The sequence below is a fragment of the Allobosea sp. 2RAB26 genome (assembly GCF_052115465.1).
GTDB lineage: Bacteria > Pseudomonadota > Alphaproteobacteria > Rhizobiales > Beijerinckiaceae > Allobosea.
Window position 1 is genome coordinate 99,466 of the sequence record NZ_JBFRGS010000012.1, and the last position, 16,713, is coordinate 116,178.

The following is a 16,713-nucleotide window of genomic DNA, read 5'->3' on the forward strand; positions in this document are numbered from 1 at the left end:
CAGCCGGAAGCCGGATTCGCCGGCCTCATCATGGCCGGCGACCATAACCCGAGAGCGCGACCCCGGATGGCTATTTGGGCAGGGCTGCGCCCGCTTGCTTCACCACATCGCCAATCTGCTTGCAGTAGGTCGCGGCCGATGCATTCTGGGCCTTGGCTATGGCCTCGATGTCCTGAGTGACGCCCATCATGGCGATCGTCCCCTTCTTGCCCTGCGCTTCGGCGGCATCCCCGCCGCTCTTGTCGGCAGGAGCCGGGATCAGGCCGAGCATCTTCTTCTGGATCTCGACCACATCAGCTCCGATGTGACCCTTCTCGTTGCAGTAGGTCAGGATCCCAAGCTGATTGCGGCCCGATTGATAGACGACAGCGAGCTGGTCGGCCTGGCTCTGCGCCAAGGCCGGACCGGCAGAGAGAACGGAAACCAGTGCGCCAACTGCGCAAAAGGGCTTCAAAAGAAACGACATAACGGCTTTCCCTCAAGCAATGAAGATCGGATCGACGCGTACCCCGCTTCCCCAGGGTCGTGACTAACCTTGCGGGCAGGTCAAGACAATCGCGCGACTGTCATGGCAGGGTACACTCAACCGGAGGTCGCCCCGCAGCGCAGCATTCCCGATCGTCCCCTTTTGGCAAGGATCCGGACAGCCGCCCGCCTTGCGACGGCGCCGCTCGGGCGCCAGGCGTCACGCAGCTGTCAGGGTTTCCGACTCGCGAGCAGACATAGCCTGAGCGATCAGAGTGAAGTCATGAGCGCTGACGGCGACCAGCCCGAAGCGAAACAGATAGCCCCAGTTCAGCCGCCCGGATGTCAATTCCAGCCTGTCGAGCAGTGGCTTGATCGATGCCTCGGATGCGGCAAGCCAGGCGACATCGCGCCGGGACGGTCGAAAGCCGCCCCCCATATCGGCGGGATAGGGCTCATCGCCGCAGACTCGGCCGATCGCGGTGAAGGCCTGCAGCCTCTCCCCGCCACCGAAGGTTTCAGTCGGCGAGTAGCAGGCGACGCCATCACCGGCTCGAATCCGACGCAAGGGCCCGGTCTTGCCATGGCAAACCTGCATGAAGCCTCCGGCCACCCCTAGCCGGACATGCTCGGCTGAAGCGACGGCGATCCAATAGCCGGTCATGCTCGCCTCCTCAGGCTTCGGTCGGAGAGAAAACACGCAGGCGATGGCCATCCGGGTCGGTCGCGACAAAGGTGCGGCCGAAATCGAGATCGACCGGCTCCTGAAGGATGGTGATGCCGCGTTCCTTCCACTCCTTATGGATCGCATCGACCTGATCGGCGTGACCGACAGGCATGCCCAGTTCTCCGCCGCCACCGGCCGCTTCCGCTCCCGGCTCGACCGTATGGCGCGACCAGAGCCCGAGCATGATGCCCGACTTCAGCGCAAACAATGCAAAGGTCGGAGAGGCTTCAACCGGTTCGGCTCCGAGCAGCGCACGATAGAACCGGCAGCTAGCAGTCGGGCTGTCGACGTAAAGGATGACGAAACTGGCGTTCTGCATCGGTCGTGTCTCCGGTTGGGCGATGAGGAGATCCTAGATGCAGATGCTGCCAATTTCCGGCAGTGTCGCTCACGATGGCGGCGGAACTCCCTCCCGCTCGCGCCACTCCTTCAGCAAGCCCTGGCGCCGGCGCGGATAGCGGATATCGAGCGGCTGAACCTGCGAGATGCGGTCGGTGCGGAAATGCCGGAAATCCTGCCGCAGTTCGCACCAGGCGACGACGACGCGGACATGGTCGAAAAAGCTCAAGGCGAACGGCCAGACGACCCTCTCGCTCGCCCTGCCCGGCACCATCACGGTAGAGGATCGAGAGCTTGCGCTCTGAACGGATCGCCTTGCGGATGGCCGAGAGATCGAAGCTCTCCGCCATGATCGCGGCACCGGGGCCGACCAACAGGGCGGACGCCTCGGCATCATCGCGCAGATCCCCCGGCAGGACGGCGAGGATCTTGGCCAGCGCATCGCGCGCAGCCAGGGCAAGGCGGCCATCAGCCCGGTCGGAAACCCAGCGCGAGCCGAGCACCAGTGCTTCGATCTCGTCCTCGGAGAACATCAGCGGCGGCAGCATGAAACCCGGCTTGAGAACATAGCCCAGTCCCGGCTCCCCCTCGATCGGCGCGCCTTGCGCCTGCAAGGTGACGATGTCGCGGTAGAGGGTGCGTATGCTGACACGGAGCACGTCGGCGAGCCGCCGGCCGGAGACCGGGCGACGATGGCGCCGCAGCAGCTGGATCAGATCAAGCAGGCGTTGCGAGCGCGACATCTGCCTGCGTCACATTGGTAACTCCTGCGGGGCGAAGCGCCTCACCCCCAGCGCCGACATGTCGGACCAGGCCTTGGCCAGCGAGCCATTGAGATCAATGGCGCGGCAGGCCTCCTCGACAACAAAGGTCTCCAGCCCGCTCCGGGCAGCATCCTGCGCTGTCCAGTTGACGCAGAAATCCGTCGCGAGCCCGACAATGGCCACTCGCGAGATGCCGCGCTCCTTGAGATAGCCCCCCAATCCTGTGGGTGTCACACGGTCGGCCTCGAAGAAGCCGGAGTAGCTGTCGATCCCGGATCGATAGCCCTTGCGGATGATGGCCTGGGCATGCGGCAGGTCGAGGCCTGGATGAAACTCCGCGCCTCGCGTGCCCTGGACACAGTGATCAGGCCAAAGCACCTGCTCGCCATAGGCCATCGCCACACTCTCAAAATGCTTCCTGCCAGAATGGTGCGAGGCAAAGGAGGAGTGCCCTTCCGGATGCCAGTCCTGGGTCAGGACCACCGTTTGAAAGCGGCGACCGAGCGCGTTGACCAGAGGGATGATCTCGTCTCCGCCAGTAACGGCGAGACGGCCGCCCGGGCAGAAATCGTTCTGCACATCGACGACAATCAGCGCTGTCATGCTGCCCTCTCCGCCTCTCAGCGCAACTCGACGCTGACCACGCCCGGCGCCGCCCGTACCGCGTTGGCAATCTGCTGGTTGACCGGGTAGCGGCCCGGCAACTCGATCTCGACTTCCTGCGCGCCGTTGTCGAGGATCATGATCACCGCAACCTTGCCCTCGGCGCGGGCGCCTTCGCGCGGGCGAATGCGCTCCGCAATGCTGCCCAGTGCCCTGTCGTCGCGCAAGTAGACCAGCAGATCCTGTTTCTGGCGAGCGGCCAGATCATCGAGCACCTCGACATCCTCGATGCGTGGTCGAACATCCTCGCCATCGAGTACCGCGCTGAGGCGCAACACCAGCGCCCGGCCCGGCTCCAGCAAATCGCGGTAACGCTGCAGTCCTTCCGAGAACAGGATCGCCTCGAACTGCCCGCTGGGGTCTGACAGGTTGACGATGCCCATCTTGTTGCCGGACTTGGTGCGCCGCTCCGACTTGTCGATGACCGAGACCGCAACTTTGGCGACGGAGGTTCCGTTTGCCCTGACCGTCTTGGCAAAATCGGCAAAGCGCTGAACGCGCAGCCGCTTCAACACATGTTCGTAATCGTCGAGCGGATGCCCCGACAGGAAGAAGCCGACGGCGTCATGTTCGCGCCGCAGCCGCTCTGCCGGCGCCCACGGCTCGGTCGGCGGGATGCGAAAGGCTTCCGCGACGGAGCCCCCACCAAAGAGCTCGGACTGGCCACCGGCAGCCGCCTCGCGCGTGCGGTTGGAGAGCGCCAGCATGCCGTCGATCGCCGCCATGGCACGTGCACGGTCCTTCTCCAGCGGATCGAGCGCACCAGCGGCGATCAGGGCCTCGATCGTGCGGCGATTGACGAGCTTGGTGTCGATGCGGCGCGCCAAATCGGCGAGATCGCGGAACGGCCCGTCCGAATTACGCGCCACGACGACGGATTCGACCGCCGTGCGCCCCACCCCCTTGATCGCGCCGAGCGCGTAGCGGATCGCGCCATCGGCCACGTCGAACTCGACGCCCGAGCGGTTGATCGACGGCGGCTCGACCGTGATGCCGAGGCGCTCGGCATCGCGCCGGAATTCCGAGAGCTTGTCGGTGTTGCCCATGTCGAGCGTCATCGACGCGGCGAGGAACTCGACTGGGAAGTTCGCCTTGAGATAGGCGGTCTGGAACGCGACGACGGCATAGGCGGCGGCATGGCTCTTATTGAAGCCGTAGTCGGCGAATTTCGCGAGCAGGTCGAAGATCTCGGAGGCGATGCTCTTCGTCATGCCGCCTTCGACGGCGCCCTTCACGAAGCGGTCGCGCTGAGCGTCCATCTCCGCCTTGATCTTCTTACCCATGGCGCGACGCAGCAGATCGGCCTCACCGAGCGAATAGCCCGAGAGCGCCTGCGCCACCTGCATCACCTGTTCCTGGTAGACGATGATGCCATGCGTTTCGGCCAGGATCGGTTCCAGCTTCGGATGGAGATAGGTGGGATCCTCCAAGCCGAGCTTGCGGCGGCAATAGGTCGGGATGTTGTCCATCGGACCCGGCCGGTAGAGGGCGACGAGCGCGATCAGGTCCTCGATCCGGTCGGCCTTCATCTCGACCAGGGCCTTGCGCATGCCCGCCGATTCAACCTGGAACACGCCGACCGTCTCGCCGCGCGCCAGCATCTCGTAACTCTTCGGATCGTCGAAAGGCAGCTTGGCGAGGTCGATCTGGATGTCGCGCTGGGCAATCAGCGTGACGGCGGTCGTCAGCGTCGTCAGCGTCTTGAGGCCGAGGAAGTCGAACTTCACCAGGCCGGCCTGCTCGACCCATTTCATGTTGAACTGGGTCACGCGCATACCGGTGCGCGGATCGACCGAGAGCGCGACGAGTTGCTCGAGCGGTCGATCGCCGATCACCACGCCTGCGGCGTGGGTCGAAGCGTGGCGGTGAAGCCCTTCCAGTTTCTGGGCAATTTCGAGCAGGCGGGCCACAACCGGCTCTTCGTCCGCAGCCGCCTGCAGCTTCGGCTCGCCAGCGATCGCCTCCGGCAGCGAGATCGGCTTCGCCGGGTTCTGCGGCACCAGCTTGGTCAGCTTATCGACCTGGCCATAGGGCATTTCCAGCACGCGGCCGACGTCGCGCAACACACCGCGCGCCAGCAGCGTGCCGAAGGTGATGATCTGCGCAACGCGCTCCTCACCATAGCGCCGCTTGACGTAGTCGATCACCTCTTCGCGTCGGTTCTGGCAGAAGTCGATGTCGAAGTCCGGCATCGAGACGCGGTCGGGATTGAGGAAGCGCTCGAAAAGCAGGCCGAAGCGGAGCGGATCGACGTCCGTGATGGTCAGCGCATAGGCAACGAGCGAACCCGCGCCGGAGCCGCGTCCCGGCCCGACCGGGATGCCCTGGTCCTTCGCCCATTTGATGAAGTCCGAGACGATGAGAAAGTACCCCGGAAACTTCATGCGGTTGATGATCGAAAGCTCGAAATCAAGCCGCGACTCGTATTCACCGACCGTATAGCCCGAAGCCGGGCCGTGCTTGGAAAGCCGAGCCGCCAGACCGGCGCGCGCCTGAACCTCGAGTTCCTCTGCCTCGTCGCGCCCCTCCTCGCCGAAACGCGGCAGGATCGGCTTGCGTGTCGTGACGCGCCAGGTGCAGCGCATCGCGATCTCGACGGTCGCGGCCAGCGCCTCCGGCAGATCGGCGAAGCGGCGCTTCATCTCGGACCGGGTGACGAAGAAATGCCCTGGCGTCACCCGCCGACGCTCGCCGTCTGAGACCAGCCGCCCTTCGGCTACCGCAAGCAGCGCATCATGCGCCTCGAAATCCCCGGCCTTGGCAAAGAAGGGCTCGTTGGTCGCGACGATGGCGAGATCGGAATCATAGGCGAGCCTGAGCAGATGCGCCTCGACGGCAGCCTCGCCATCACGGCCATGGCGCTGGATCTCGACATAGAGCCTGTCGCCGAAGATCTCGGCGAGCTTTGCCAGGCGAGCGCCGGCCTGGGCTACCTGCCCGGCACGCAGCGCACTGTCGATCGGGCCGCCCGGCCCGCCGGTCAACGCGATCACGCCGTCATGATGTGCCGTCAGTTTCTCGAGCGACGAAATCGGCTGCCCGGCGCCACCGCTTGCGAGACACGCTTCGGTGACGAGTTTCATCAGATTGCCGTAGCCCGCCTCGGACATGGCAAGCAGGACGATGTGCGGCACGGCCTGCGCCTGAACGGGCCGGCGGCCGCTATCCACCTCGTCGGCGAAATCGACCGAGAGCTGGACGCCCACGATGGGCTGGATGCCGCCACCAGCGAGCTTCTCGGAGAATTCGAGTGCGCCGAAGAGATTGTTGCTGTCGGTCAGGGCCAAAGCGGGCTGGCCGTCCGCAGTGGCGAGCTTGGCCAGCGTGCTGACCGTCATGGCCCCTTCGAGCAGGGAATAGCTCGAATGAACGTGGAGATGGACGAAACCCACCTCGGACAGAATGCGGGACCGGCCCTGCTCTCGACTCATCGGGTCACCTCGTCCGCCCTTATGGAGCGGGCCGACCGGTCCAGTCGAGAGGATTTCCGCCGGCTGTGGATGGCTCAGACGCTAGGAGCGGCGAGCAGCGCCGCCCAGAGCCAGATCATCCCAAGGAAGAGGCCGAGCGAGGCAAGCTCCACCATTCCGACGACCAGCTTACGTGCTAAAACCATCTTGACCTCCAGATGTTCGCTATATGTCCATCATAATTCCTGTTTTGTTCTCGTCAATCGCGCAGCGTTAGTTCCATTCTGGACGTCTGGATGGAGGTTAATATCCCCTTGATGGTGGTGGAAGGCGATTAACCCTTCGGCGTAGGTCGCGTACGCTTTCCCGTCGGCGCATTCAGGCTCGTCCACGGCTGTCGGCGCCGCGGAATCTGCTAGAGAGCCGCATGGACCAAAGTTCAGATGCCTCCGGCGCTTCCGTCGCCAATCTCCGCTCAGAACCCGCCGAGGCGAACCAGCAGGACGAGCGCGCGTCAGCCTCCGGCAGCACGCGTAGCCCCGCGCTGGGCATCGTCCTGATGGCCATATCGATGCTGTTCATCCCGGGCGCGGATGCGATCGGCAAGTATCTCAGCGGAGCGCATTCCCCGGCCTTTCTAAGCTGGGCTCGTTATGTCGCGGCGCTCGGCTTCGTACTGCCTGTCGTGCTGTATGTGCAGGCGCGCGCGCCGGCGCCGCTGATTGGCCGCAACCAGATCCTGCCGCAGCTTCTGCGCACCGCCTTCCTGGTTGGCGCGATGACGCTCTATTTCACCGCAATCGCGCGCATTCCGCTTGCCGACGCTCTGGGTGCCTACTTCATCGCGCCGATCATCGCGACCCTGCTGGCCATGATTGTCCTGCGCGAGCGGCTTGATCGCCGAAAGCTGGCGGCCGTCATTCTAGGCTTCATCGGAGCCATGCTGATCGTGAGACCGGGCGCTGACGGCAGTTCCGGCACGCTGATCGCGCTGGCGTCGGGCGGACTGATGGCGTGCTACCTTGTGATGACCCGAGCGACCGCCCAGGGCAGCACACCGCTGTCGGCACTGACCATCCAGCTCGTCTTCGGCATCCTGTTGCTGACGCCTATCGTCCTGTTCCAGTGGACGGTGCCCAATCGCGAGGAGATTCTGCTGATCCTCCTGATGGGACTGCTTTCGGCCGTCAGCAACCTGCTCACGATCAGCGCCTTCAGAATGGCGCCGGTCTCGACGCTGTCGCCGCTCGTCTATCTCGAACTGCTTGGCGCGACCGCGCTGGGTTACGCGATGTTCGACGATCTGCCATCGACCGCGACCTGGATCGGCATTCTCGTGATCGTGATTGCCGGCCTTGCCGTCGTGGCGCCAGCTCGCGGAAAGCGCGGGCGCGCCCGGTAGTGCGCAACGGGAGAAGCCGTGCCCGCGCTAACGCAGCGGAACGACCAGCCCGTCCCGAATCGTCACCTGCCGGTCCATCCGCCGGGCGAGGTCGAGATTATGGGTCGCGATCAGGGCCGCGAGACCCGAAGCCCGGGCCAAGGCGACCAGCGTGTTGAAGACATGCAGCGAGGTGTGAGGGTCGAGATTGCCGGTCGGCTCGTCCGCGAGGAGCAGACGGGGCGCATTGGCGACCGCACGCCCAATCGCGACGCGCTGCTGCTCGCCACCGGAAAGCTCGCCCGGAAGATGGTCGAGCCGCTCGCCGAGCCCGAGAAAGGCGAGCAGTTCAGTCGCCCGCTCCTCGGCTTCCCGCTTCCGCAGGCCGCGAATGCGCTGCGGCAGCATGACGTTCTCGAGCGCCGTGAATTCAGGCAGCAGATGGTGGAACTGGTAGACGAAACCGATCTCGGTGCGGCGCAGCCGGGTGCGGCCCTTGTCGTCCAGCTTGCTGGTCGCGATTCCGCCGACGAAGACCTCGCCGCTATCGGGTTTCTCGAGCAGGCCGGCGACATGGAGGAGCGTCGATTTGCCGGTACCGCTCGGTGCAACAAGCGCGACAAGCTCGCCCGGCCACAGTGCGAAATCCGCCTTGCGCAGGATCTCGAGCGGAGCATCGGTCTGTGGGTAATAGCGCTCGATCTGGGAGAGGAAGAGCGCCGGTGTTTCGCGTTGCATGGCCACGGGTTCTTCTGCCTCAACCCATCCGCAGGGCTTGGACCGGGTCCAGCCGCGCGGCCTTCCAGGCCGGATACAGCGTCGCCAGCAGCGATAGGACCAACGCCATCCCGACGACACTCGCCACTTCCCGCCAGTCGATCACGGAGGGAATGTCGCTCAGGAAGCGTACTGTCGGATCCCAGAGATTGGCCCCGGTGATCCAATTCAGGGTGGCCATGATCGACTTGATGTTGTTGGCGAAGAGAACGCCGAGGCCTAGCCCTGCCAATGTACCGAACACGCCGATGGCCGCCCCCGTGATCAGGAAGACGCGCAGCACAGTGCCGCGAGACGCGCCCATGGTGCGCATGATCGCGATGTCCTCGGTCTTGTCCTTCACCAGCATGATCAGGCCCGAGACGATGTTCAGCGCCGCCACCAGCACGATCAGGGTGAGAATGATGAACATGACGTTCCGCTCGACCTCGAGCGCGTTGAAGAAGGTACGGTTGCGCTGCCGCCAATCGGACAGCACAAGCGGCCGTGGCGCGTCGGCCTCGATCGCATCGCGCACGACCTGGGTCCGATCCGGATTGTCGATGAAGACCTCGATGACGTTCACATCGCCATCGCGGTTGAAATAGGCCTGCGCTTCTGCCAGCGGCATGAAGACAAACGAGGAATCGAACTCGGTCATGCCTATCTCGAACACAGCCTGGATCGGATAGGCCTTGATGCGCGGAGCGGTCCCGAACGGGGTCGAGGCTCCCTTCGGAGAAACGAGCGTGATCGTGTCGCCAGCGGTCAGCGAGAGCGCCGCGGCAAGCCGACTGCCAATGGCGACACCGGCGGCGGCATCGAAACCATCGAGCGTACCGCGCTTGATATTGTTGCCGATGAAGGGGATCGACTTCAGATCCGCCTCGGAAATGCCGCGCACCAGCACGCCGCCATTGGCGTATTGCGACGAAGCAAGCGCCTGGCCTTCCACCAGGGGGATTGCGAGCTTGATGCCGGGAACCTGCCGCAGCCGTGCCGCGACCGCTTCGTAGTCATCGAGCGGGCGATCGATCGGCGTCGCAAAGATGTGGCCGTTGACGCCGACGATCTTCTCCAGGAGTTCCTTCCGGAAGCCGTTCATCACCGACATCACGATGATCAGCGTGGCGACCCCGAGCAAAATGCCGAGGAACGAGAAGCCCGCGATGACCGAAACAAAGCCCTCGCGCCGACGCGTGCGCAGGTAGCGCCCGGCCAGCAGCCATTCGAAACCCGCAAAGGGGCGTGTGCCGGTGGGCTGCTCTGCTTCGGTCGACATCGACTCCACCGCCACGTTCATCGGCGCCTGCTCCGCTCCGCGATCATGCCGCTCCCACTCAAGCCGAGCGGCCCGGGAAGCGTTCCAGCGCAGCCGCGAGCGAGACGAGTTCGCGCTCTCCGCCGGCGCGGCGTTTGATTTCCACCTTGCCCTCAGCCAGGCCCTTAGGCCCGACGATGACCTGCCACGGTACGCCGATCAGGTCTGCCGTCGCGAACTTGGCGCCTGGCCGACCGTCTGTATCATCATAGAGCGTGTCATAGCCCTTGGCGGAGAGCGCTCTGTAGAGTTGCTCGCAGGCGCCGTCGGTCGCTGCGTCACCGATCTTCAGGTTCAGCACCGCGATGTCGAACGGTGCGATCTCGTCCGGCCAGACGATGCCGGCATCGTCGTGACCGGCCTCGATCAACGCTGCGACGAGACGGCTCGGGCCGATGCCATAAGAGCCCATATGCACCGGCACCTGCTGCCCGTCCGGCCCGGTCACCGTCGCGCCCATCGGCTCGGAATACTTCGTGCCGAAATAGAAGATATGCCCGACCTCGATACCGCGCGCCGACAGTTGCTGGCCGGCGGGAACCGCGTCGAATGCCGCCTTGTCGTGCATCTCCTCGGTCGCAGCGTAGAGGCTCGTCCATTTGTCGACGATGGCCTGCAATCCGTCGACGCTATCGAAGTCGGTCTCGACCTTCGGAGTCTCGAAGCTGAGATAGTCCTTGTGGCAGAATACCTCGCTCTCGCCGGTGGAAGCGAGGACGATGAACTCGTGGCTGAGGTCGCCACCGATCGGGCCCGTATCGGCACGCATCGGGATTGCCTTCAGGCCGAGCCGGGCGAAGGTCCTGAGATAGGCGGTGAACATGCGGTTATAGGCGTGCCGCGCGCCGGCCTGGTCGAGATCGAAGGAATAGGCGTCCTTCATCAGGAATTCGCGCCCACGCATCACGCCAAAGCGCGGCCTGACCTCATCCCGGAACTTCCACTGGATATGGTAGAGATTGAGCGGCAGGTCCTTGTAGGACTTCACATAGGACCGGAAGATGTCGGTGATCATCTCCTCGTTGGTCGGCCCGTACAGCATGTCGCGGTCGTGCCGGTCCTTGATGCGCAGCATCTCCTTGCCATAGGCGTCATACCGCCCGCTCTCGCGCCAGAGATCGGCCGACTGAATGGTCGGCATCAGAACCTCGATAGCGCCCGAACGATTCTGCTCCTCGCGCACCACCGCGTTGATCTTGTTGAGCACCCGCAGGCCGAGTGGCAGCCACGAGTAGATTCCTGCCGATTGCTGGCGGATCATACCGGCGCGCAGCATCAAGCGATGCGAGACGATCTCGGCTTCCTTGGGCGTGTCACGCAGGATCGGCAGGAAATAGCGGGAAAGGCGCATCGGAAAACTCGTTCGAGGGCAGTACGCGGCTCAGCGCGCAGCGAGTCATGTTGTCCCAGAGACACCATCGCCGCCGGCAAAATGCAAACGCAAATCCGCAGAATACGGAGGAAGATGCCAAACGATCGGCTCGGCTCTCGACTATCGCGAGGTCAGCGCGTCGGGAACTTCGCCTTGAGTTGGCCGCTGACCGCGGATGGCACGAAAGCCGAGACATCGCCCCCCATGGAGGCGATCTGCCGCACAAGCGTCGAAGTGATGTGGCGCGTCCTCGCGGAAGCCGGCAGAAACACGGTCTGCAACTCGGGCACCATGGCCTGGTTCATGCCGGAAAGCTGCATTTCGTAATCGAAATCGGTGGCGTCACGCAGGCCGCGAATCATGATCGTCGCACCTGCCTCCCTGGCCGCCTGAACGGCGAGATAGTCGAAGGTCACGACTTCGATCGCGACTTTGGCAGCAGCGGCAATCGGGCTTGCAACCTCCCGCAGCAGATGAGCGCGCTCGTCTGCCGAGAAGATCGGGGCCTTGCCCGGGTGGACCCCAATAGCGAGCACCAGCCTGTCGCATAGCCGGCAAGCACCAGCGATCACATCGGCATGGCCATTGGTGATCGGGTCGAAGGATCCAGGATAGAAAGCGGTTCTGCTCATGGGACAGCGTTACCCTCGGGGCATCCTTGCGGCAAGCGCGGCAGCGAACCGGCTCTATCTGAACGACGTCGTCCCGGCATCCGGCTGCGGCAGGGACTGCCAGGTCACGGACGGCTCGGCGCGACGATCGACCAGAAGCGCGCTCAGCGCACCGGCGCTGCCCAGGATCAGAGAGACGATCGCCAGGGCAGCAGCGGTCGTGGAGAAGCGCCGCTGAACCATATGCCGGGGGCTGAGATGCATCGGTTTCTCTTTGCGAATCATGGATATAGACGCAATCCCATGGCTGAAGGGCAGCTCGGGCGGAGCCGTGGCTGCTTCATGTCAAAAGCATGATTGGTCTTTCGATCGCGTTAGCCCGCAGCGTTAACCATTGCTTGCCATGGCTCCAGGCCCTAAATCCGCGCCATGCTCACGCTCAACGATATCACCTACAGGCTCGGCGAACGGCTGCTCCTGGACCGGGCCAGTGCGGCCCTGCCGGACGGATCACGCGTCGGACTCGTCGGCCGCAACGGCACCGGCAAGACCACGCTCTTCCGGATCATTACCGGCGATCTCTCGCCTGAGGGCGGTTCGGTCAGCGTGCCGAGGGGCATGCGGATCGGTGGCGTCGCCCAGGAAGCCCCCGGTGGCCCGGAATCGTTGATCGAGGTCGTGCTCGCAGCCGACACCGAGCGCGCGGCCCTGATGAAGGAAGCCGAAACCGCGACCGACCCGCTGCGCATCGCCGAAATCGAGACCCGGCTCGCCGATATCGGCGCGCATGCCGCCCCGGCCCGGGCGGCGACCGTCCTGCACGGGCTCGGCTTCGATGAGGCCGCGCAGCAACGCCCCTGCTCCGATTATTCGGGCGGCTGGCGCATGCGCGTTGCTCTCGCTGCCGTGCTCTTCGCCGAACCGGATCTGCTGCTGCTCGACGAGCCGACCAATTATCTCGATCTTGAAGGCACGCTCTGGCTCTACGACTATCTGGAGCGCTATCCGCACACCGTCCTGGTGGTGAGCCACGACCGCGAACTCCTCGACACCTGTGTCGATCACATCCTGCATCTCGATCAGGGCAAACTCACCATCTATCGCGGCGGCTATTCCTCGTTCGAACGCCAGCGGGCCGAGAAGCAGATGCTGCTCGCGAAGCAGCGCGAGAAGCAGGACGCCGAGCGTAAGCATCTCCAGGCCTTCGTCGATCGCTTCAAGGCCAAGGCCTCGAAGGCGCGCCAGGCGCAATCGCGCGTCAAACGGCTGGAGAAGATGGAATCGATCGCGACCATCGTCGACCGTGACGTGCAGCCATTCAGCCTTCCGGGGCCGGAGCGGCCGCTCTCGCCACCCATGGTGGTGCTGGATGATGTCAGCGCCGGCTATGGCGAGCGCAAGGTGCTGTCGCGGCTCGACCTCACTTTGCTGCCGGACGATCGGATTGCGCTGCTTGGCTCGAACGGCAACGGCAAATCGACCTTCTGCAAGCTGATCGGCGGGCGGCTCCCACCCCTGTCAGGCGATCTGCGACGTTCGTCGAAGCTTCAGACCGCCTATTTCGCCCAGCATCAGCTCGACGAGCTGCGGATGGAGGAAACGCCGGTCGCGCATCTGCGCGACCTGATGCCTGATGCGCCGGAAGCCAAGGTGCGCTCGAAAGCGGCTCAGATCGGCTTTCCCGCCAGCAAGGCGGATACACCGGTCAAGAACCTGTCCGGCGGCGAAAAGGCGCGGCTGATGCTCGGAATCGCGGCCTTCGGTGGCCCGCATCTGCTCATCCTGGACGAACCGACGAACCATCTCGACATCGACAGTCGCACCGCCTTGGTCAAGGCTATCAACGACTATCCCGGCGCTGTCATCCTGGTCAGCCACGACCGCTTCCTGATCGAAGCCTGCGCTGACCGGCTCTGGCTCGTCGGCGACGGCACGGTGAAGAATTTTGACGGCGACATGGAGGATTATCGCGCCTTCGTCCTCGGAGGCGCCAAGGCAGCCCGTCGCGAGAAGCCCGCAGAGACTGCGAATACCAACAGCAAGGCCGAAGAACGCAAGGGCGCAGCCGTCAAGCGTGTGGCCCAAGGGCCGCTGCGTCAGAAGCTCAACCTGGCCGAGGCACGGATCGCCAAGCTGACCGGATTGATCGAGAAGGTCGATGGCGTGCTCGGCAACGGTGCAGCATTCGCCCGCGATCCGGAAAAAGCCCTGCAGCTCTCGCGCCAGCGTGCGGAATTGTCGGAGGCACTGACGGCCGCGGAGGAAGAATGGCTCGGACTGAGCGAGGAACTCGAGAACGCCTGAAGCGGCCCAGACGATAGGCTCGGGCGAAATCCGAACTATCGTCCGATGCGTAGATCATCCGATCGGATCGCGTATCCGGTCCGATGATCTAAGCTCCTGTGGTGGAATCGGCTTGCTCGAAAACCGCAATCCACTGTTCGGGCCGATGCTTCAGCCCTCCCCTTGTCCCGGCTTGACGATCCGGCTGAGGCGGTTGTCGGTGAACATATAGATCTCGCGGCCGCCGGGCTCGGAATAGAGCACCTGCACCTCGCGCTGGCCCTTACCGCTCTCACCGATGAGGACATCGGTCGGCCGGCCCCCCTTCAACTTCACGAGTTCGCATTCGGTCACGCCCAGCGCGATCTCTTTTGGCAGCGGACGCGTCGACGGATCCAGCGAAACCTCCGCCTCGCAACCGCCATCGGCGGTCAGCATGGCTTCCTGAGTGGATGCGCGGGCTGAAGCGCTGCTGGTTCGCGTACCGCTGGAATCCTGAGTGAAGGAGAAACCGCCAATATCGACGGAACATCCGCCCAGAGCCACAGCGCACACGAACAGAACAGGCACTCTCACGCTTTTTTCTCCCAGCGACCGGTTTCGTCCTGCTGCCAGTAGCTGGCCGTCGCGCCTGTGGCGCGAACTGCCTTCCAATCCTCGCGCGCAGCCGCAAGCGCGTCGGGGTCGTCGCCGTCGAAGATGAGGACGACGCGCTCGTAGTCCTGCAATGCGTCGGGAATACGGATGCCGTCAGCGCAGATTCTAACCTGGGCCGCGTTGGGATTATGGGCCTCTGTCGTCAGCACGACCGGATTGGTCGGTGCATCCGGTTCGCTCGCCATGACATGCGGCAGGAAGCTGTCATCCGCATAGGTCCACAGATGATCGTCCAGCACGCTCGCCCGCTCGGAACTGGAGACCTCGATGACCACCTTCTGGCCGCGCGACAGCGCCCGATCGAGGATGGTCGGGAGAACCTGCTCCAGCGGACGCGACTGAAGATGGAAGAACAGGACTTCCGTCATGAAAGCCCCTTCTTATCAGAGCATTGCGAAACAATGTTTCGAGTGAATCAGGACTCGTAATGATTCGCGACGAGCCGGTCGAGGAGGCGCACGCCCCAGCCCGAGCCCCAGGAGCGATTGGTCTCGCTGTTTGGCGAGCCCATGCCGGTGCCGGCGATGTCGAGATGCGCCCAGGGCGTTTCATTGACATGCCGCTGCAGGAACTGCGCAGCAGTGATCGAACCGCCATAACGCCCGGCCGAGTTCTTCATGTCCGCGAACTTTGAATCGATCATCTTGTCGTAGGCTGCGCCAAGCGGCATGCGCCAGACAGTTTCGCCGGTGGCCTTGCCAGCGACTGCCAGTCGCTCGCACAACTCGTCATCATTCGAGAACAGCCCGGCATTCTCCTGCGCGAGCGCTACCAAAATCGCTCCTGTCAGGGTTGCCAGGTTGATCATGAAGCGCGGCTTGTACTTGTCCTGCGTGTACCAGAGCACATCGGCGAGGACGAGCCGCCCCTCTGCGTCGGTATTGATGATCTCGATGGTCTGCCCTGAAAGCGAGGTGACGATGTCACCGGGGCGTTGGGCGTTGCCATCCGGCATGTTCTCGACCAGCCCAATCACGCCAATCGCATTGACCTTGGCCTTGCGCGCTGCGAGCGCATGCATCAGTCCGGTGACGCAGGCGGCTCCGGCCATGTCCCCCTTCATGTCCTCCATCCCGGCGCCCGGCTTCAGCGAGATGCCGCCAGTGTCGAACGTGACGCCCTTGCCGACGAAGGCGACGGGCCGAACTCCGGGTTTGGCGCCATTCCAGCGCATGACGACGACGCGGCTCTCCCGGCGCGACCCCTGGCCAACGCCAAGCAAGGCCCGCATGCCGATCTTCTTGAGTTGCTTCTCATCGAGAATCTCGACCTCGACACCATGCTTCTCAAGTTTGGCGGCGCGTTCGGCGAATTCTTCGGGATAGAGCACATTCGGCGGCTCGTTCACGAGATCGCGAGCAATCTCAACACCGCCGGCGACAGCTTCGTAGGCCTTGAGGGCCTTCTTGAGAGCGGCAGGGTCGGGGGTGCGCAGCGTCACGGTGATCGGATCGGCATCGTCGGCTTCGCGGGTCTTGGTCTTGTAACGGTCGAAGACATAGTCCCGGAGCCGCAACCCGAGAGCGACCGCGGCTGCTTGCTCGGCACTGATTTCAACGTCAGGCAGAGCGATGATCACATCGGCCGAGCGGCCACTGCCAAGCTTGCCCGCAACAGCCCCGCCAAGCTTGGCGAAATCGAGCTTATCGTGATCTGCATCAGGTCCGACCCCGATGACGACCAGCCGCTCATACCCGGCCCCGTCCGGCGCCAGCAACGTCATCCCGGAAAACACCTTGCCCTTGAACTTGTCGGCTGCCGCAGCCCTGGCGAGCAGTGCATGAGCGCCCTCTCCGAGCCAATCCTCGGCAAGCTTCGCCGGGGTCAGCTTGTCCGACACGAAAATGACGAGGTCCTGCCCGCCGATGGTGTTCAGGGCTTTGACCTCAAGCTTCAGGCGCTGCGACATAAGCTGCTCACAATTGGCGGGAATAGGGCTCTTCAGGAAGGTCGTGAACATGATG

General features: G+C 63.9%; 15 protein-coding genes and 1 pseudogene. 2 read left to right on the forward strand and 14 right to left on the reverse strand.

Annotation, left to right across the window (positions count from 1 at the left end):
• Positions 1-70: 70 nt before the first annotated feature.
• The 6 genes and pseudogenes from AB4118_RS22415 to dnaE all read right to left on the reverse strand — a co-directional run bounded on the left by AB4118_RS22415 (position 71) and on the right by dnaE (position 6,389).
• Positions 71-466, reverse strand: a complete 396-nt coding sequence (locus tag AB4118_RS22415) for a pore-forming ESAT-6 family protein (protein WP_441491828.1) — start codon at positions 464-466, stop codon at positions 71-73.
• A 219-nt stretch (positions 467-685) separates the two neighbouring features.
• Complete coding sequence (locus AB4118_RS22420; protein ID WP_441491829.1) at positions 686-1,129, reverse strand: EVE domain-containing protein; 444 nt, start codon at positions 1,127-1,129, stop codon at positions 686-688.
• A 10-nt stretch (positions 1,130-1,139) separates the two neighbouring features.
• The gene (locus tag AB4118_RS22425; RefSeq protein ID WP_441491830.1) at positions 1,140-1,511 is read right to left on the reverse strand and encodes a VOC family protein; all 372 of its coding nucleotides are present in this window, start codon (positions 1,509-1,511) and stop codon (positions 1,140-1,142) included.
• Positions 1,512-1,580: 69 nt separating this feature from the next.
• A pseudogene (locus tag AB4118_RS22430) lies at positions 1,581-2,274 on the reverse strand (helix-turn-helix transcriptional regulator).
• A 9-nt stretch (positions 2,275-2,283) separates the two neighbouring features.
• The gene (gene pncA, locus AB4118_RS22435) at positions 2,284-2,898 is read right to left on the reverse strand and encodes a bifunctional nicotinamidase/pyrazinamidase (protein ID WP_441491831.1); all 615 of its coding nucleotides are present in this window, start codon (positions 2,896-2,898) and stop codon (positions 2,284-2,286) included.
• A gap of 17 nt (positions 2,899-2,915) precedes the next feature.
• Complete coding sequence (gene dnaE / locus AB4118_RS22440) at positions 2,916-6,389, reverse strand: DNA polymerase III subunit alpha (protein ID WP_441491832.1); 3,474 nt, start codon at positions 6,387-6,389, stop codon at positions 2,916-2,918.
• Between the two features lie 406 nt (positions 6,390-6,795).
• On the opposite strand from dnaE, the gene AB4118_RS22445 reads away from it, so the two are divergent.
• The gene (locus AB4118_RS22445) at positions 6,796-7,770 is read left to right on the forward strand and encodes a DMT family transporter (protein WP_441491833.1); all 975 of its coding nucleotides are present in this window, start codon (positions 6,796-6,798) and stop codon (positions 7,768-7,770) included.
• 27 nt (positions 7,771-7,797) lie between these two features.
• On the opposite strand, the gene AB4118_RS22450 is transcribed toward AB4118_RS22445, so the two are convergent.
• From AB4118_RS22450 to AB4118_RS22470, 5 genes are all read right to left on the reverse strand, one after another.
• A complete protein-coding gene (locus AB4118_RS22450; RefSeq protein WP_069880703.1) occupies positions 7,798-8,487 on the reverse strand; it encodes an ABC transporter ATP-binding protein in 690 nt (229 codons plus the stop codon).
• 19 nt (positions 8,488-8,506) lie between these two features.
• Positions 8,507-9,808 carry a lipoprotein-releasing ABC transporter permease subunit gene (locus AB4118_RS22455; protein WP_441491834.1) on the reverse strand — a complete coding sequence of 434 codons (1,302 nt, stop codon included), beginning with the start codon at positions 9,806-9,808 and terminating at the stop codon, positions 8,507-8,509.
• 37 nt (positions 9,809-9,845) lie between these two features.
• Complete coding sequence (gene proS / locus AB4118_RS22460) at positions 9,846-11,177, reverse strand: proline--tRNA ligase (RefSeq protein WP_441491835.1); 1,332 nt, start codon at positions 11,175-11,177, stop codon at positions 9,846-9,848.
• 152 nt (positions 11,178-11,329) lie between these two features.
• On the reverse strand, positions 11,330-11,830 hold the full coding sequence (coaD, locus tag AB4118_RS22465; protein ID WP_441491836.1) for a pantetheine-phosphate adenylyltransferase: 501 nt from the start codon (positions 11,828-11,830) through the stop codon (positions 11,330-11,332).
• A 54-nt stretch (positions 11,831-11,884) separates the two neighbouring features.
• On the reverse strand, positions 11,885-12,073 hold the full coding sequence (locus AB4118_RS22470) for a hypothetical protein (protein ID WP_441491837.1): 189 nt from the start codon (positions 12,071-12,073) through the stop codon (positions 11,885-11,887).
• A 165-nt stretch (positions 12,074-12,238) separates the two neighbouring features.
• Here AB4118_RS22470 and AB4118_RS22475 point away from each other — a divergent pair, with 165 nt between their 5' ends.
• Positions 12,239-14,113: an ABC-F family ATP-binding cassette domain-containing protein gene (locus tag AB4118_RS22475; RefSeq protein ID WP_441491838.1), complete on the forward strand. Its 1,875-nt coding sequence runs from the start codon at positions 12,239-12,241 to the stop codon at positions 14,111-14,113.
• 150 nt (positions 14,114-14,263) lie between these two features.
• On the opposite strand, the gene AB4118_RS22480 is transcribed toward AB4118_RS22475, so the two are convergent.
• Genes AB4118_RS22480 through AB4118_RS22490 form a run of 3 tightly spaced genes read right to left on the reverse strand, consistent with a single transcriptional unit; the run spans position 14,264 to position 16,658 of the window.
• The gene (locus tag AB4118_RS22480; protein WP_441491839.1) at positions 14,264-14,662 is read right to left on the reverse strand and encodes a hypothetical protein; all 399 of its coding nucleotides are present in this window, start codon (positions 14,660-14,662) and stop codon (positions 14,264-14,266) included.
• A 2-nt stretch (positions 14,663-14,664) separates the two neighbouring features.
• Positions 14,665-15,117, reverse strand: a complete 453-nt coding sequence (locus tag AB4118_RS22485; RefSeq protein ID WP_441491840.1) for a DNA polymerase III subunit chi — start codon at positions 15,115-15,117, stop codon at positions 14,665-14,667.
• Positions 15,118-15,164: 47 nt separating this feature from the next.
• Positions 15,165-16,658: a leucyl aminopeptidase gene (locus AB4118_RS22490; RefSeq protein ID WP_441491918.1), complete on the reverse strand. Its 1,494-nt coding sequence runs from the start codon at positions 16,656-16,658 to the stop codon at positions 15,165-15,167.
• Positions 16,659-16,713: the final 55 nt, after the last annotated feature.

Bases quoted from the DNA above. Each gene is read 5' to 3' on its own strand.
- AB4118_RS22415 (WP_441491828.1), bottom strand. From the start codon at position 466: ATGTCGTTTCTTTTGAAGCCCTTTTGCGCAGTTGGCGCACTGGTTTCC.
- AB4118_RS22420 (WP_441491829.1), bottom strand. From the start codon at position 1,129: ATGACCGGCTATTGGATCGCCGTCGCTTCAGCCGAGCATGTCCGGCTA.
- AB4118_RS22425 (WP_441491830.1), bottom strand. From the start codon at position 1,511: ATGCAGAACGCCAGTTTCGTCATCCTTTACGTCGACAGCCCGACTGCT.
- pncA (WP_441491831.1), bottom strand. From the start codon at position 2,898: ATGACAGCGCTGATTGTCGTCGATGTGCAGAACGATTTCTGCCCGGGC.
- dnaE (WP_441491832.1), bottom strand. From the start codon at position 6,389: ATGAGTCGAGAGCAGGGCCGGTCCCGCATTCTGTCCGAGGTGGGTTTC.
- AB4118_RS22445 (WP_441491833.1), top strand. From the start codon at position 6,796: ATGGACCAAAGTTCAGATGCCTCCGGCGCTTCCGTCGCCAATCTCCGC.
- AB4118_RS22450 (WP_069880703.1), bottom strand. From the start codon at position 8,487: ATGCAACGCGAAACACCGGCGCTCTTCCTCTCCCAGATCGAGCGCTAT.
- AB4118_RS22455 (WP_441491834.1), bottom strand. From the start codon at position 9,808: ATGAACGTGGCGGTGGAGTCGATGTCGACCGAAGCAGAGCAGCCCACC.
- proS (WP_441491835.1), bottom strand. From the start codon at position 11,177: ATGCGCCTTTCCCGCTATTTCCTGCCGATCCTGCGTGACACGCCCAAG.
- coaD (WP_441491836.1), bottom strand. From the start codon at position 11,830: ATGAGCAGAACCGCTTTCTATCCTGGATCCTTCGACCCGATCACCAAT.
- AB4118_RS22470 (WP_441491837.1), bottom strand. From the start codon at position 12,073: ATGCATCTCAGCCCCCGGCATATGGTTCAGCGGCGCTTCTCCACGACC.
- AB4118_RS22475 (WP_441491838.1), top strand. From the start codon at position 12,239: ATGCTCACGCTCAACGATATCACCTACAGGCTCGGCGAACGGCTGCTC.
- AB4118_RS22485 (WP_441491840.1), bottom strand. From the start codon at position 15,117: ATGACGGAAGTCCTGTTCTTCCATCTTCAGTCGCGTCCGCTGGAGCAG.
- AB4118_RS22490 (WP_441491918.1), bottom strand. From the start codon at position 16,658: ATGTCGCAGCGCCTGAAGCTTGAGGTCAAAGCCCTGAACACCATCGGC.